Source organism: Citrobacter sp. Cpo142, assembly GCF_030332425.1.
Classification (GTDB): domain Bacteria; phylum Pseudomonadota; class Gammaproteobacteria; order Enterobacterales; family Enterobacteriaceae; genus Citrobacter; species Citrobacter portucalensis.
In genome coordinates, this window is sequence record NZ_JAOWHW010000142.1 from 375,000 (window position 1) to 391,147 (window position 16,148).

15 protein-coding genes are annotated in these 16,148 nt (G+C 53.6%); 12 read left to right on the plus strand and 3 right to left on the minus strand.

The annotated features are described in order from the left end of the window. Positions 1-2 precede the first annotated feature (2 nt). From murD to mutT, 12 genes are all read left to right on the plus strand, one after another. Complete coding sequence (gene murD, locus OGY18_RS23000) at positions 3-1,319, plus strand: UDP-N-acetylmuramoyl-L-alanine--D-glutamate ligase (protein ID WP_003829532.1); 1,317 nt, start codon at positions 3-5, stop codon at positions 1,317-1,319. Beyond that, positions 1,319-2,563: a cell division protein FtsW gene (gene ftsW, locus OGY18_RS23005; RefSeq protein WP_003829529.1), complete on the plus strand. Its 1,245-nt coding sequence runs from the start codon at positions 1,319-1,321 to the stop codon at positions 2,561-2,563. The genes murD and ftsW overlap by 1 nt, the downstream gene beginning before the upstream one ends. Continuing rightward, a complete protein-coding gene (murG, locus tag OGY18_RS23010; RefSeq protein ID WP_003829528.1) occupies positions 2,560-3,627 on the plus strand; it encodes an undecaprenyldiphospho-muramoylpentapeptide beta-N-acetylglucosaminyltransferase in 1,068 nt (355 codons plus the stop codon). Before ftsW ends, murG begins: the two co-directional genes overlap by 4 nt. A 51-nt stretch (positions 3,628-3,678) precedes the next feature. Then, positions 3,679-5,154 carry a UDP-N-acetylmuramate--L-alanine ligase gene (gene murC / locus OGY18_RS23015; RefSeq protein ID WP_048236139.1) on the plus strand — a complete coding sequence of 492 codons (1,476 nt, stop codon included), beginning with the start codon at positions 3,679-3,681 and terminating at the stop codon, positions 5,152-5,154. Then, positions 5,147-6,067: a D-alanine--D-alanine ligase gene (locus OGY18_RS23020; protein WP_286554512.1), complete on the plus strand. Its 921-nt coding sequence runs from the start codon at positions 5,147-5,149 to the stop codon at positions 6,065-6,067. The genes murC and OGY18_RS23020 overlap by 8 nt, the downstream gene beginning before the upstream one ends. A gap of 1 nt (position 6,068) precedes the next feature. After that, positions 6,069-6,902, plus strand: coding sequence for a cell division protein FtsQ (gene ftsQ, locus OGY18_RS23025; RefSeq protein WP_003018758.1), 834 nt, complete (start codon positions 6,069-6,071; stop codon positions 6,900-6,902). Then, complete coding sequence (gene ftsA, locus OGY18_RS23030) at positions 6,899-8,161, plus strand: cell division protein FtsA (protein WP_003018755.1); 1,263 nt, start codon at positions 6,899-6,901, stop codon at positions 8,159-8,161. Before ftsQ ends, ftsA begins: the two co-directional genes overlap by 4 nt. A 62-nt stretch (positions 8,162-8,223) precedes the next feature. Continuing rightward, a complete protein-coding gene (gene ftsZ / locus OGY18_RS23035; RefSeq protein ID WP_003018753.1) occupies positions 8,224-9,375 on the plus strand; it encodes a cell division protein FtsZ in 1,152 nt (383 codons plus the stop codon). A gap of 100 nt (positions 9,376-9,475) precedes the next feature. Further along, positions 9,476-10,393 (plus strand): UDP-3-O-acyl-N-acetylglucosamine deacetylase, encoded by a 918-nt coding sequence (lpxC, locus tag OGY18_RS23040; RefSeq protein ID WP_006686706.1) that lies wholly within the window; start codon positions 9,476-9,478, stop codon positions 10,391-10,393. 283 nt (positions 10,394-10,676) lie between these two features. Continuing rightward, entirely contained in the window at positions 10,677-11,183 is a 507-nt protein-coding gene (gene secM, locus OGY18_RS23045) for a secA translation cis-regulator SecM (RefSeq protein ID WP_003829520.1), read from the plus strand. A gap of 60 nt (positions 11,184-11,243) precedes the next feature. Further along, complete coding sequence (gene secA / locus OGY18_RS23050) at positions 11,244-13,949, plus strand: preprotein translocase subunit SecA (RefSeq protein ID WP_003829517.1); 2,706 nt, start codon at positions 11,244-11,246, stop codon at positions 13,947-13,949. 56 nt (positions 13,950-14,005) lie between these two features. Continuing rightward, positions 14,006-14,395 carry an 8-oxo-dGTP diphosphatase MutT gene (gene mutT / locus OGY18_RS23055; protein ID WP_063941107.1) on the plus strand — a complete coding sequence of 130 codons (390 nt, stop codon included), beginning with the start codon at positions 14,006-14,008 and terminating at the stop codon, positions 14,393-14,395. A gap of 173 nt (positions 14,396-14,568) precedes the next feature. On the opposite strand, the gene yacG is transcribed toward mutT, so the two are convergent. The 3 genes from yacG to coaE are packed head-to-tail and all read right to left on the minus strand — an operon-like array spanning position 14,569 to position 16,136. Beyond that, the gene (gene yacG / locus OGY18_RS23060) at positions 14,569-14,763 is read right to left on the minus strand and encodes a DNA gyrase inhibitor YacG (RefSeq protein ID WP_003018740.1); all 195 of its coding nucleotides are present in this window, start codon (positions 14,761-14,763) and stop codon (positions 14,569-14,571) included. Between the two features lie 9 nt (positions 14,764-14,772). Beyond that, a complete protein-coding gene (zapD, locus tag OGY18_RS23065; protein ID WP_003829513.1) occupies positions 14,773-15,516 on the minus strand; it encodes a cell division protein ZapD in 744 nt (247 codons plus the stop codon). Then, a complete protein-coding gene (gene coaE / locus OGY18_RS23070) occupies positions 15,516-16,136 on the minus strand; it encodes a dephospho-CoA kinase (protein WP_003829511.1) in 621 nt (206 codons plus the stop codon). The genes zapD and coaE overlap by 1 nt, the downstream gene beginning before the upstream one ends. Positions 16,137-16,148 lie beyond the last annotated feature (12 nt).

A 16,148-nucleotide genomic window follows, 5' to 3' on the forward strand; every position in this document is an offset into this window, starting at 1 on the left:
TCATGGCTGATTACCAGGGTAAAAAAGTCGTCATTATCGGTCTGGGATTGACCGGGCTGTCCTGCGTGGATTTCTTTCTGGCGCGTGGTGTGACGCCGCGTGTGATGGATACCCGCGCAACGCCACCTGGCCTGGATAAATTGCCGGAAGCGGTTGAGCGTCATGTTGGCAGCCTGAATGATGATTGGCTGCTGGCCGCCGATCTCATCGTCGCCAGCCCTGGTATTGCCCTGGCGCATCCTTCGCTGAGCGCCGCTGCTGATGCAGGGATCGAAATTGTCGGTGACATCGAGCTGTTCTGTCGTGAAGCGCAGGCGCCGATCGTCGCGATCACCGGTTCCAACGGGAAAAGCACCGTCACCACGTTGGTGGGAGAAATGGCGAAAGCGGCTGGTGTGAACGTGGGTGTTGGCGGAAATATCGGCCTGCCCGCGCTGATGCTGCTGGATGACGAACGTGAGCTGTATGTACTGGAGCTGTCGAGCTTCCAGCTGGAGACAACCTCCAGCTTACAGGCTGTAGCCGCCACCATTTTGAACGTCACCGAAGATCATATGGACAGGTATCCGTTTGGCTTGCAGCAGTACCGTGCGGCCAAACTGCGCGTCTATGAGAATGCAAAAGTGTGTGTGGTTAATGCCGATGATGCGCTGACCATGCCGATTCGCGGGGCGGATGAGCGCTGCGTGAGCTTTGGCATCAACATGGGTGACTATCATCTCAATCGTCAGCAGGGTGAAACCTGGCTGCGGGTGAAGGGCGAAAAAGTCCTGAACGTGAAAGAGATGACGCTTACCGGCCAGCATAACTATACCAACGCACTGGCTGCGCTGGCGCTGGCGGATGCTGCGGGTCTGCCGCGGGCATCCAGCCTGAAAGCGCTGACTACCTTTACCGGTCTGGCTCATCGTTTCCAGTTGGTACTGAATCATAACGGTGTGCGTTGGATTAACGATTCAAAAGCCACCAACGTTGGCAGCACAGAAGCGGCACTGAATGGTCTGCACGTTGACGGTACGTTGCACCTGCTGCTGGGCGGCGATGGGAAATCGGCCGACTTTACGCCGCTGCAACGCTACCTGACTGGCAACAACATTCGTCTGTACTGCTTTGGTCGCGATGGCGCGCAGCTTGCCGCTCTGCGTCCTGAGGTTGCGGAACACACTGAAACCATGGAGCAGGCAATGCGTCTGCTCGCACCGCGTGTGAAGTCGGGTGATATGGTGCTGCTGTCGCCAGCCTGCGCCAGCCTTGACCAGTTCAAGAACTTTGAGCAACGCGGTGACGTCTTTACCCGTTTAGCGAAGGAGTTGGGTTGATGCGATTCTCTCTCCCTCGTCTGAAAATGCCGCGCGTACCGGGACTGGGTGTCCTGGCGTGGATCTTCGCGGCACTTAAAGGCTGGGTGATGGCTTCGCGTGATAAAGACGCGGACAGCCTGATCATGTATGACCGCATGCTGCTGTGGCTGACTTTTGGTCTGGCAGCGATCGGTTTTGTGATGGTGACATCGGCATCAATGCCCGTAGGGCAACGTCTGGCGGGCGATCCCTTCCTGTTTGCTAAGCGTGACGCGCTGTATATCTTCCTCGCGTTCTGTCTGGCGATGGTGACGCTGCGTCTGCCGATGGAGTTCTGGCAGAAGTACAGCACGACGATGCTGATCGCCTCGATCATCATGTTGTTGATCGTTCTGGTGGTGGGGAGCTCCGTTAACGGGGCATCGCGCTGGATCGCGCTGGGGCCGCTGCGTATTCAGCCTGCGGAATTCACCAAGCTGTCGCTGTTCTGTTATCTCGCTAACTACCTGGTGCGTAAAGTCGATGAAGTGCGTAACAACCTGCGCGGCTTCTTAAAACCGATGGGTGTGATTCTGGTGCTGGCAGTCTTACTGCTGGCGCAGCCTGACCTTGGTACGGTAGTGGTGCTGTTTGTCACGACGCTGGCGATGCTGTTTCTCGCTGGTGCGAAACTGTGGCAGTTCATTGCCATTATCGGCATGGGGATTTCGGCGGTGGTGCTGCTGATCCTTGCCGAACCGTATCGTATTCGCCGCGTAACCTCTTTCTGGAACCCATGGGAAGATCCGTTTGGCAGCGGCTACCAGTTAACGCAATCGCTGATGGCTTTTGGTCGCGGTGAGGTTTGGGGTCAGGGGTTAGGTAATTCAGTGCAAAAACTGGAGTATTTACCGGAAGCGCACACCGACTTCATCTTCGCCATCATTGGGGAAGAGCTGGGTTATATCGGTGTGGTATTGGCACTTTTAATGGTATTCTTCGTCGCTTTTCGCGCGATGTCGATCGGTCGCAAAGCACTGGAAATTGACCACCGTTTTTCAGGCTTTTTAGCCTGCTCCATCGGGATTTGGTTCAGCTTCCAGGCCCTGGTAAACGTCGGCGCGGCAGCAGGTATGCTGCCAACAAAAGGTCTGACGTTACCGCTGATCAGTTATGGTGGTTCCAGTTTGTTGATTATGTCGACGGCCATCATGTTTTTGTTACGTATTGATTATGAAACGCGTCTGGAAAAAGCCCAGGCGTTTACACGAGGTGCACGATGAGTGGTCAACCGAAGCGGTTAATGGTGATGGCAGGCGGTACCGGTGGGCATGTGTTCCCGGGGCTGGCGGTCGCGCACCATTTAATGGCCCAGGGCTGGCAGGTTCGTTGGCTGGGCACCGCCGACCGTATGGAAGCGGACTTAGTGCCGAAGCATGGCATTGAAATTGACTTTATTCGCATCTCCGGTTTGCGTGGCAAAGGTGTCAACGCGCTGCTTGCCGCCCCCGTGCGTATTTTTAATGCCTGGCGTCAGGCGCGCGCCATTATGAAGCAGTTTAAGCCTGATGTGGTGCTGGGGATGGGCGGCTATGTGTCCGGCCCTGGCGGTCTGGCTGCCTGGTCATTAGGCATCCCGGTTGTCCTGCATGAGCAGAACGGCATTGCGGGATTAACCAACAAGTGGCTGGCGAAGATTGCAACGAAGGTGATGCAGGCTTTTCCTGGCGCTTTCCCGAATGCGGAAGTGGTGGGTAACCCGGTACGCACCGACGTTCTGGCGCTGCCGTTGCCCGAAGCGCGTCTGGCGGGGCGTGAAGGCCCGGTTCGCGTGCTGGTCGTCGGGGGATCTCAGGGCGCACGCGTATTGAACCAGACGATGCCGCAGGTTGCCGCAAAGCTTGGTGACGCGGTGACTATCTGGCATCAGAGTGGCAAAGGCGCGCAGCAAACCGTTGAACAGGCGTATGCCGACGCGGGACAACCGCAGCACAAGGTCACTGAGTTTATTGATGATATGGCAGCCGCCTACGCGTGGGCGGATGTTGTAGTTTGTCGCTCCGGCGCGCTGACGGTAAGCGAAATTGCCGCTGCGGGTTTGCCTGCGCTGTTTGTGCCTTTCCAGCACAAAGACCGACAGCAGTACTGGAATGCGCTGCCGCTTGAGAAAGCGGGCGCCGCTAAAATTCTTGAGCAGCCGCAGTTTACTGTGGATGCCGTCGCGAACACCCTTTCCGGGTGGTCGCGAGAAACCTTATTAACCATGGCAGAACGTGCGCGCGCCGCATCCATACCGGATGCCACAGAGCGTGTTGCTAATGAAGTGAGCCGGGCTGCCCGGGCGTAATTGTGGTGATGCCTTTTGCATCGCATGAACTAAGAAGTTAATGGCTAAAGAATGAATACACAACAACTGGCAAAACTGCGTTCCATCGTGCCCGAAATGCGTCGCGTTCGGCACATTCACTTTGTCGGCATCGGTGGTGCTGGTATGGGCGGTATTGCCGAAGTTTTGGCCAACGAAGGTTATCAGATCAGTGGTTCTGACCTGGCGCCGAACCCGGTGACGCAGCAGTTGACGAATCTGGGCGCCACGATTTTCTTCAACCATCGCCCTGAAAATGTGCGTGATGCGAGCGTGGTGGTGGTATCCAGCGCGATTTCTGCGGATAACCCGGAAATTGTTGCGGCGCATGAAGCACGTATTCCGGTGATCCGTCGTGCTGAAATGTTGGCTGAATTAATGCGTTTTCGTCACGGTATCGCCATTGCCGGGACGCACGGTAAAACCACGACCACAGCGATGGTCTCCAGCATCTACGCGGAAGCGGGGCTGGATCCGACGTTTGTCAACGGCGGTCTGGTGAAGGCTGCAGGCGTCCATGCGCGTCTGGGTCATAGCCGTTATTTAATTGCTGAGGCGGATGAGAGCGATGCGTCGTTCCTGCATTTGCAGCCGATGGTGGCGATTGTTACCAATATCGAAGCCGATCATATGGATACCTACCATGGCGACTTCGAAAATTTAAAGCAGACGTTTATTAATTTCCTGCATAACTTGCCGTTTTATGGTCGTGCGGTGATGTGCGTTGACGATCCGGTGATCCGCGAGTTGTTGCCGCGAGTTGGTCGTCAAACCACAACCTATGGTTTCAGCGATGATGCTGATGTGCGCGTCGAAGATTATCAGCAGATTGGCCCACAAGGGCACTTCACGCTGCTGCGTCAGGGGATGGCCGATTTACGCGTGACGTTGAACGCACCGGGCCGTCACAATGCGCTGAACGCAGCGGCGGCGGTGGCAGTGGCAACAGAAGAAGGCATTGAAGACGACGCAATTCTGCGCGCGCTGGAAAGTTTCCAGGGCACCGGACGCCGCTTTGACTTCCTCGGTGAATTCCCGCTGGAGCCGGTAAACGGTAAAACCGGGACGGCGATGCTGGTGGATGATTATGGTCATCACCCAACGGAAGTGGATGCCACGATTAAAGCTGCTCGCGCGGGCTGGCCGGACAAAAATCTGGTAATGCTGTTCCAGCCGCACCGCTTTACGCGTACACGCGATTTGTATGACGACTTTGCCAACGTGCTGACTCAGGTCGATGCGCTGTTGATGCTGGATGTATACGCCGCGGGTGAAGCTGCGATTCCGGGGGCTGACAGTCGCTCGCTGTGCCGTACGATCCGTGGTCGCGGTAAGATCGACCCGATTCTGGTATCCGATCCGGCTCAGGTGGCAGACATGTTGGCGCCGGTATTAACCGGCAACGATCTGATTTTGGTGCAGGGCGCTGGAAATATCGGCAAAATCGCGCGTTCCTTAGCTGAAATCAAACTGAAGCCGCAAAACCCGGAGGAAGAACAACATGGCTGATAAAATCGCGGTCCTGTTAGGAGGAACCTCCGCAGAGCGTGACGTTTCGCTGAATTCCGGCGCGGCCGTACTGGCAGGGTTACGCGAAGGTGGTGTCGATGCCCATCCGGTTGACCCTAAAGAGGTTGATGTCACTCTTCTGAAATCTATGGGTTTTCAGAAGGTGTTTATTGCGCTGCATGGCCGTGGCGGGGAAGATGGCACGTTGCAGGGCATGCTGGAGCAAATTGGCCTGCCATATACCGGCAGCGGCGTCATGGCTTCCGCAATTTCGATGGACAAACTGCGCAGCAAGTTGCTGTGGCAGGGCGCAGGTTTACCCGTCGCGCCTTGGGTTGCATTGACCCGCGCTGAGTTCGAAAAAGGTCTTAGCGATGAAGCAGTTACAAAAATTTCTGCGCTAGGTTTGCCGCTGATTGTGAAGCCAAGCCGTGAAGGCTCAAGCGTAGGAATGTCAAAAGTTGAAGAAGAAAATGCTTTGCAGGGTGCATTAGCATTGGCTTTTCAGCATGATGAAGAAGTACTGATCGAAAAATGGCTCAGTGGCCCGGAATTTACAGTTGCGATACTTGGTGAAGAAATTTTACCGTCAATACGTATCCAACCCGCGGGAACCTTCTATGATTATGAGGCGAAGTATCTCTCTGATGAAACACAATATTTCTGCCCTGCCGGTCTGGAAGTCGAACAAGAGGCACGTTTACAGGAATTAGTCCTGAAAGCGTGGACCGCATTGGGCTGTAAAGGTTGGGGTCGCATTGACGTCATGCTGGACAGCGATGGCCAGTTTTATCTGCTGGAAGCGAATACCTCTCCGGGTATGACCAGCCACAGTCTGGTGCCGATGGCGGCGCGTCAGGCGGGCCTGAGCTTCTCGCAGTTGGTGGTAAGAATTCTGGAGTTGGCGGACTGATATGTCGCAGGCTGCGCTGAACACGCGAAACGGTGATGAAGAAGAAGTAAACTCCTCACGCCGCAATAATGGAACGCGTCTTGCAGGAATATTGTTCCTGCTGACAGTGCTGTGCACCGTGTTTGTCAGCGGCTGGGTAGTGTTGGGATGGATGGAAGATGCGCAACGTTTGCCTTTATCGAAACTGGTGTTAACCGGCGAACGGCATTACACGCGCAATGACGATATTCGTCAGTCCATTCTGGCGCTGGGCGCTCCGGGAACCTTTATGACTCAGGATGTGAACATCATTCAGAGTCAAATTGAACGCCTCCCCTGGATTAAACAGGCGAGCGTCAGAAAGCAATGGCCCGATGAATTGAAGATTCATCTGGTTGAATATGTGCCCATTGCGCGTTGGAATGACCAACATATGGTGGATGCTGAAGGAAATACGTTCAGTGTTCCAACCGGTCGGGCCAATAAGCAGGTATTACCCATGTTGTATGGACCGGAAGGCAGCGCAAGTGAAGTGTTGCAAGGGTTCCGCGATATGGGGCAGGTGCTGGCTAAGGATAGATTCACCCTGAAGGAAGCGGCGATGACCGCTCGTCGTTCCTGGCAGTTGACGCTGAATAACGATATTAAGCTGAACCTGGGCAGGGGCGATACGATAAAACGTTTGGCTCGCTTTGTGGAACTCTACCCGGTTTTACAGCAGCAGGCGCAAACCGATGGCAAACGGATTAGCTACGTTGATTTGCGTTATGACTCAGGAGCGGCAGTAGGCTGGGTTCCCTTGCCTCCTGAGGAATCTAATCAGCAACAGAATCAGGCACAGGCAGAACAACAATGATCAAGGCGACGGACAGAAAACTGGTAGTTGGACTGGAGATTGGCACCGCGAAGGTAGCCGCTTTAGTAGGGGAAGTTCTGCCCGACGGTATGGTCAATATCATTGGCGTGGGCAGTTGCCCATCGCGAGGTATGGATAAAGGCGGGGTGAATGACCTTGAGTCAGTGGTGAAGTGCGTACAGCGCGCCATTGACCAGGCTGAACTGATGGCAGATTGCCAGATTTCCTCGGTGTATCTGGCACTTTCCGGTAAACATATTAGCTGTCAAAATGAAATTGGTATGGTGCCCATTTCCGAAGAGGAAGTGACGCAGGAAGATGTGGAAAACGTAGTACATACGGCAAAATCCGTACGCGTTCGCGATGAACATCGTGTTCTGCACGTTATTCCGCAGGAATACGCCATCGACTACCAGGAAGGCATTAAAAATCCGGTCGGTCTTTCCGGCGTGCGTATGCAGGCAAAAGTCCATCTTATTACCTGCCACAACGACATGGCGAAGAACATTGTCAAAGCCGTTGAACGTTGTGGTCTGAAAGTTGACCAACTGATTTTTGCCGGGTTGGCAGCCAGTTATTCCGTGTTGACGGAAGATGAACGTGAGCTGGGTGTCTGCGTGGTGGATATTGGTGGTGGTACAATGGACATCGCCGTTTATACTGGCGGGGCGTTGCGCCACACTAAAGTGATCCCTTATGCAGGGAATGTAGTGACCAGCGATATCGCGTATGCCTTTGGTACGCCGCCGAGCGATGCTGAAGCCATCAAAGTGCGTCATGGATGCGCGCTGGGCTCCATCGTGGGTAAAGACGAAAGCGTTGAAGTGCCAAGCGTAGGTGGTCGTCCACCGCGTAGCCTGCAACGTCAGACCCTGGCAGAGGTCATTGAGCCGCGTTATACCGAGCTGCTCAACCTGGTCAACGAAGAAATTTTGCAATTACAAGAACAGCTTCGCCAGCAGGGTGTGAAACATCATCTGGCGGCGGGGATTGTGTTAACCGGTGGCGCTGCGCAAATTGAAGGTCTTGCGGCCTGCGCACAGCGCGTGTTCCATACGCAAGTACGTATTGGCGCACCGCTGAATATCACTGGTCTGACGGATTATGCCCAGGAGCCTTATTATTCAACGGCAGTGGGGCTGCTTCACTACGGGAAAGAATCCCATTTGAGTGGTGAGGCTGAAGTTGAAAAACGCGTTACGGCATCAGTTGGCTCGTGGATCAAACGACTCAATAGCTGGCTGCGAAAAGAGTTTTAATTTTTAAAGAGACCAACGCACATTAACGGTCTCAGGCGACAGGCACAACGGAGAGAGAAACTATGTTTGAACCTATGGAACTAACCAATGACGCGGTGATTAAAGTCATCGGCGTCGGCGGCGGCGGCGGTAATGCCGTTGAACACATGGTGCGCGAGCGCATCGAAGGTGTTGAATTCTTCGCGGTGAATACCGACGCTCAGGCGTTGCGTAAAACGGCGGTTGGACAGACCATTCAGATTGGTAGCGGCATCACCAAAGGTCTGGGCGCGGGTGCAAACCCGGAAGTAGGCCGTAATGCGGCAGACGAAGATCGTGAAGCTCTGCGTGCAGCGCTTGACGGGGCAGACATGGTGTTTATCGCAGCTGGCATGGGCGGCGGTACCGGTACCGGTGCAGCGCCAGTGGTTGCTGAAGTAGCAAAAGATTTAGGTATTCTGACCGTTGCTGTCGTGACTAAGCCTTTCAACTTTGAAGGCAAGAAGCGTATGGCATTCGCGGAGCAGGGTATCACCGAGCTGTCCAAACATGTGGACTCTCTGATCACTATTCCGAATGACAAGCTGCTGAAAGTGCTGGGTCGCGGAATCTCCCTGCTAGATGCGTTTGGCGCAGCGAACGACGTGCTGAAAGGCGCAGTCCAGGGTATCGCTGAACTGATTACTCGTCCGGGCCTGATGAACGTCGACTTTGCAGACGTGCGCACCGTGATGTCCGAAATGGGCTACGCGATGATGGGTTCAGGCGTGGCAAGCGGTGAAGACCGTGCAGAAGAAGCGGCTGAAATGGCTATCTCTTCTCCGCTGCTGGAAGACATCGATCTGTCTGGCGCGCGCGGCGTGCTGGTCAACATTACTGCGGGCTTCGACCTGCGTCTGGATGAGTTCGAAACCGTCGGTAACACGATTCGTGCCTTTGCATCGGATAATGCGACCGTGGTTATCGGTACCTCCCTGGACCCGGATATGAACGACGAACTGCGCGTCACCGTTGTTGCGACTGGAATTGGTATGGACAAACGTCCTGAAATCACTCTGGTGACCAACAAGCAGGTACAGCAGCCGGTAATGGATCGTTACCAGCAGCACGGCATGGCGCCGTTGACGCAAGAGCAGAAACCGGTAGCGAAAGTGGTTAACGACAATACGCCGCAAACCACCAAAGAGCCGGATTATCTGGATATCCCAGCATTCCTGCGTAAGCAAGCTGATTAAGAATTAGCTGGAATTTGGGAATTGTGGCTCTTTGTGCTAAACTGGCCCACCGAATGTATAGTACACTTCGGTTGGATAGGTAATTTGGCGAGATTATACGATGATCAAACAAAGGACTCTTAAACGTATCGTTCAGGCGACTGGCGTCGGTTTGCATACCGGCAAAAAAGTCACCCTGACATTACGCCCTGCGCCGGCCAACACCGGGGTCATCTATCGTCGCACCGACTTGAATCCTCCGGTAGATTTCCCGGCCGATGCCAAATCTGTGCGTGATACCATGCTCTGTACGTGTCTGGTCAATGAGCATGATGTACGGATTTCAACCGTAGAGCACCTTAATGCTGCTCTGGCGGGTTTAGGTATCGATAACATCGTTATTGAAGTTAACGCACCGGAAATCCCGATCATGGATGGCAGTGCCGCTCCGTTCGTTTATCTGCTGCTTGATGCAGGTATTGAAGAACTGAGCAGCGCCAAAAAATTTGTTCGCATCAAAGAGACCGTTCGTGTCGAAGATGGCGATAAGTGGGCTGAGTTTAAGCCGTATAATGGTTTTACGTTGGATTTCACCATCGACTTTAACCATCCGGCGATCGACTCCAGCACGCAGCGCTACGCGATGAACTTCTCTGCGGATGCGTTCATGCGTCAGATCAGCCGTGCGCGTACTTTCGGCTTCATGCGTGATATCGAATATCTGCAGTCCCGCGGCCTGTGCCTGGGCGGCAGCTTCGATTGTGCCATCGTTGTTGACGATTATCGCGTATTGAACGAAGACGGCCTGCGTTTTGAAGATGAATTCGTTCGTCACAAAATGCTCGACGCGATCGGTGACTTGTTCATGTGTGGTCACAACATTATTGGTGCATTTACCGCGTATAAATCCGGTCATGCATTGAATAACAAACTGCTGCAGGCGGTCCTGGCAAAACAGGAAGCCTGGGAATATGTGACCTTCCAGGACGATGCAGAACTGCCGTTGGCGTTCAAAGCACCATCGACCGTACTGGCATAACGACATACGCTGTCGCATAAATTCGACTGGTAAATCTGGCACTCTCTCCGGCCAGGTGAGCCAGTCGTTTTTTTATCTTCCGAGTGCAAACCACCTTATATGAAGCGACTTTTTCCCCACAGGTAGATTAAAATACCGTTCGATCGCTGCTTTCTTAAGCATATTTACCCGCGACTTGCTGTCATTACTGCTGTGGTGCGAACGCATTAATGGTAAGATTTGTGCGCAAAAAATGGTTTTGCATTTGTAACCCCAAACGCAGGGTATATCAGGTGGCAATAACGTGAGTGGAATACTGACGCGCTGGCGACAGTTAGGCAGACGGTACTTCTGGCCGCATCTCCTGTTGGGGATGGTCGCGGCTAGTTTTGGCCTGCCCGCGCTCGGTAATGCTGCTGAACCTAATACTCCCGCGAAGGCGACCGCCAGCAATCACGATCAAGGTGCTAAAGTTAACTTTAGCCAGCTTGCTTTGCTGGAAGCGACCAATCGGCGCCCAAATTTTACCGTCGATTACTGGCATCAACATGCCATTCGTACGGTTATCCGCCATCTTTCTTTTGCCATGGCACCTCAGGCGTTGCCCGTTGCCGAAGAGCCATTGCCAATCCAGGCGCACCATCTTGCGTTACTGAATACGCTCAGCGCGATGCTGACGCAAGAAGGCACTCCGCCCGCGACAGTAAGTCGCGTGACATACGCACACTTTACCTCTCAGGCCGCGTTTAGCGTTCCGGTCTGGATTAGCCAGCTGCAGGGTATCCGCGCTGGTCCTCAACGCCTCAGCTAAAAAAGAACCTTCCAACTTATAATTTTTGACTCCGCACCGCGGGGCGTTTGAGATTTTATTATGCTAATCAAATTATTAACGAAAGTATTCGGTAGCCGTAACGAGCGTACGCTGCGTCGTATGCGTAAAGTGGTCAATGTCATCAACGCGATGGAACCGGAGATGGAAAAACTCTCCGATGATGAACTGAAAGCGAAGACCGCTGAATTCCGCGCCCGTCTGGAAAAAGGTGCCAGCGTTGAGAGCCTGATCCCGGAAGCGTTCGCAGTAGTGCGTGAAGCGAGTAAGCGCGTGTTCGGTATGCGTCACTTCGACGTTCAGCTGCTGGGCGGTATGGTGCTTAACGATCGCTGCATCGCGGAAATGCGTACTGGTGAAGGTAAAACCCTGACCGCGACGCTGCCAGCCTACCTGAACGCATTAAGCGGGAAGGGCGTACACGTGGTTACCGTGAACGACTATCTGGCTCAGCGTGATGCCGAAAATAACCGCCCGCTGTTTGAATTCCTCGGCATGACCGTTGGTATCAACATGTCTGGCCTGCCTGCGCCAGCCAAGCGTGAAGCCTATAACGCCGATATTACTTACGGTACCAATAACGAATACGGCTTTGACTACCTGCGTGACAACATGGCGTTTAGTCCGGAAGAGCGTGTTCAACGTAAACTGCACTATGCGCTGGTCGATGAAGTCGACTCCATCCTGATCGATGAAGCGCGTACGCCGCTGATCATTTCCGGCCCTGCTGAAGACAGCTCGGAAATGTACAAAAAAGTTAATAAAATCATCCCGCACCTGATCCGTCAGGAGAAGGAAGATTCCGACACGTTCCAGGGCGAAGGCCACTTCTCTGTTGATGAGAAAGCGCGCCAGGTTAACCTGACCGAGCGTGGTCTGGTACTGATTGAAGAGCTGCTGGTTAACGAAGGCATTATGGACGAGGGCGAGTCACTGTACTCTCCTGGTAACATTATGCTGATGCACCACGTGACTGCCGCACTGCGTGCGCACGTGCTGTTTACCCGCGACGTAGATTACATCGTGAAAGACGGCGAAGTTATCATCGTCGATGAACACACTGGTCGTACCATGCAGGGGCGTCGCTGGTCCGATGGTCTGCACCAGGCTGTTGAAGCTAAAGAAGGCGTAGAGATCCAGAACGAGAACCAGACGCTGGCATCTATTACCTTCCAGAACTACTTCCGTTTGTACGAAAAACTGGCCGGTATGACCGGTACAGCCGACACTGAAGCGTTTGAATTTAGCTCCATCTACAAACTGGATACCGTGGTTGTGCCGACCAACCGTCCGATGATCCGTAAGGATTTACCGGATCTGGTGTACATGACCGAAGCGGAAAAAATTCAGGCGATCATTGAAGATATTAAAGAGCGTACTGCAAATGGCCAGCCGGTACTGGTAGGTACTATCTCCATTGAAAAATCGGAAGTAGTGTCTAACGAGCTGAGCAAAGCGGGTATCAAACACAACGTTCTGAACGCCAAGTTCCACGCCAACGAAGCTGCAATCGTCGCCCAGGCGGGTTATCCGTCAGCCGTGACTATCGCGACGAACATGGCCGGTCGTGGTACCGATATCGTGCTGGGCGGTAGCTGGCAGGCGGAAGTTGCCGAGCTGGAAAACCCAACTCCGGAACAAATCGCGCAGATTAAAGCCGAGTGGCAGGTTCGCCATGACGCGGTATTAGCAGCCGGTGGCTTGCATATTATCGGTACCGAGCGTCACGAATCTCGCCGTATCGATAACCAGCTGCGTGGTCGTTCGGGCCGTCAGGGTGATGCGGGCTCTTCCCGTTTCTATCTGTCGATGGAAGATGCGCTGATGCGTATTTTTGCCTCTGACCGCGTGTCAGGCATGATGCGTAAACTGGGTATGAAGCCTGGCGAAGCCATTGAACACCCATGGGTGACCAAAGCAATTGCTAACGCGCAGCGTAAAGTGGAAAGCCGCAACTTCGATATTCGTAAGCAGTTGCTGGAATATGATGACGTCGCCAACGACCAGCGTCGTGCTATCTACACCCAGCGTAACGAACTGCTGGACGTAACTGATGTTAGCGAAACCATCAACAGCATCCGCGAAGATGTCTTCAAAGCAACTATTGATGCCTATATTCCGCCGCAGTCTCTGGAGGAAATGTGGGATATCCCGGGTCTGCAGGAACGTCTGAAAAACGACTTCGATCTTGAGATGCCGATTTCAGAGTGGCTGGATAAAGAGCCTGAGCTGCACGAAGAAACGCTGCGTGAACGTATCCTGGCAAACGCCATCGAAGTTTATCAGCGTAAAGAGGAAGTTGTGGGCGCGGAGATGATGCGTCACTTCGAAAAAGGCGTGATGCTGCAAACTCTCGACTCCCTGTGGAAAGAGCACCTTGCTGCGATGGACTATCTGCGCCAGGGTATCCACCTGCGTGGTTATGCGCAAAAAGATCCGAAGCAGGAATACAAGCGTGAATCTTTCTCTATGTTTGCGTCAATGCTGGAATCACTGAAATACGAAGTGATCAGCACCCTGAGCAAAGTTCAGGTGCGTATGCCTGAAGAAGTCGAAGCTATGGAGCAGCAGCGTCGTGAAGAAGCTGAGCGCTTAGCGCAGATGCAGCAATTGAGCCATAAAGGCGACGATTCTGCCGCGGCAGAAGAGCTGGCAGCACAAACTGGCGATCGTAAAGTGGGTCGTAACGATCCGTGTCCTTGCGGCTCTGGCAAAAAATACAAACAGTGCCACGGCCGTCTGAGCTAAGAAAATAACTTACTGAAAAGGCGCAGAATTCTGCGCCTTTTTTATGGACGATAAAGATGAAAATACTGCAAATCGCCGTCGGGATTATTCGTAATCATCAACATGAAATTTTTATCACCCAGCGTGCGGCTGATGCCCACATGGCCAATAAGCTGGAGTTCCCCGGCGGGAAAATTGAAGCGGGCGAAACACCGGAGCAGGCGCTGATTCGCGAGCTACAGGAAGAAGTGGGGATCACGCCGACTCAAAGCTCATTGTTCGAAAAGCTGGAGTATCAGTTTCCGGACAGGCATATCACTCTGTGGTTCTGGCTGGTTGAAAGCTGGGAAGGCGAGCCGTGGGGAAAAGAGGGGCAACCGGCGCAGTGGATTGCGCAAGATGCTCTGAATGCGCAGGATTTCCCGCCTGCGAATGCACCGGTCATTGAAAAGCTGATAGCTGGCTAATGGTGCTGTAGGCCGGATAAGGCAACGCCGCATCCGGCAAATTATGGCGGGGGCGCTACGCATGCCCGCCCTACGTTTTAGTTCGTAGGCCTGATAAGCGCAGCGCCATCAGGCAAAACAACATAAAATGCCGGATGCGGCGTTGCCTAATCCGACCCACCGTTTTAGCAGAATTACTTCTGTTCTTCACTCCAGTCGTCGCTTTCTGACAGATCGCCAGAGCTTGGGATGCGTTTCTCTTCTGCGGCCCACTCTCCCAGATCGATTAACTGGCAGCGCTTGCTGCAGAATGGGCGAAACGGACTGACCTCAGCCCATACTACAGGCTTGCCGCAGGTTGGGCAGTTGACGATGGTTTGTTCAGACATGTTGACTCCTTAACAGCACGCCAGTTCAAAATCGAGGCGCTCAGGCACCTGACCATTCTCGCTATCCAGCGGCATAAAACGGATGGCAAAACGGCTCTTATGACCAGAAATTTGCGGATAAAGTAGCGAATCAAGCGGCAGCTGCAAGCGTAGCAGATCTGCATCTTCGCCGTTGTCCTGATAAAAACCATTCAGGCTGGTTTGCTTACGAAACGGCGCTGAGTTGCGAATTAAATCCAGTACCAGCGACAGCGCCTGATTGAGCGGATTCAGGCTGGCAAGCCAGGTTTCAACCTGCGCGTCACGATGCGACTGTGCCAGGTGTAACCAGATATGCAGGGTCGGCAGATCGAAACTGCAGCACCCGCCAGGAATACTTAAACGCTGACGGACGAGACCAATCAGACGATCTTCGCGCAGCGTCTGTCCAATACGCGGGGCAGAAATCAGAATGCTACCTGCACTTTTTAACTGCTGACGCAAAGAGTCGATTCTGCTTTGATCAACGCCGGGAACTTCGACCCAGGCCTGGAGTTTACGCTGCTGTCGTTCCAGTTCCTTGAGGAGTTCGGTGCGGACTTCGCCGCGTTCAAATACATCCAGTAAATCTCCGATATTGCGGAAAAAATGCAGAGCGCCGGCATGGTCAGCAATGGGCAAATTAACGGAGAGCTGTTGGATTAAAAACTCAATGCGCAGCCATGTGCGCATCTTCTCATTGAGAGGGTGTTCAAAAAGGACCTGGGTGTGCATTACGGTTTTTCCTGTGAGACAAACTGCGACGCGCATTGCAAATAGAGCGCGTGCAGGCGGGCGACATCCGAGGCGATGGCTTCCGGTGCGCCATTATTATCAATAACATCGTCTGCCACGGCCAGCCGCGCTTCACGCGTTGCCTGGGCAGCAAGAATTTGTTCAACATGCTCACGCGTGACGTCATCACGCTGCATGGTGCGTCTGAGCTGGGTTTCGGGGGTGACATCCACCACGAGTACGCGGTCGGCTTTTTTATACAGCGAATTTTCCACCAGCAAAGGGACAACCCATAGCAGATAAGGAGAGGTTGCTTGCTGAAACTGACGCTGCGTTTCCTGCTGAATAAGCGGATGGAGCAGGGCATTCAGCCAGCTTTTCTCCTCAGGATTGGAAAAAATGCGTTCGCGTAAAATGCGTCGCTGCAACGATCCGTCTGCGGCTATAACGTCGGAACCAAAATGTTCTTCGATCGCCTTAAGAGCAGGTGTGCCGGGTTCAACCACCTGGCGCGCAATAATATCTGCATCAATGACGTTTATTCCGAGGTCAGCGAACGCATTTGCAACGGTGCTTTTACCACTGCCAATGCCGCCGGTTAAGGCTACCGTATACCTCATAGATGCCGATCC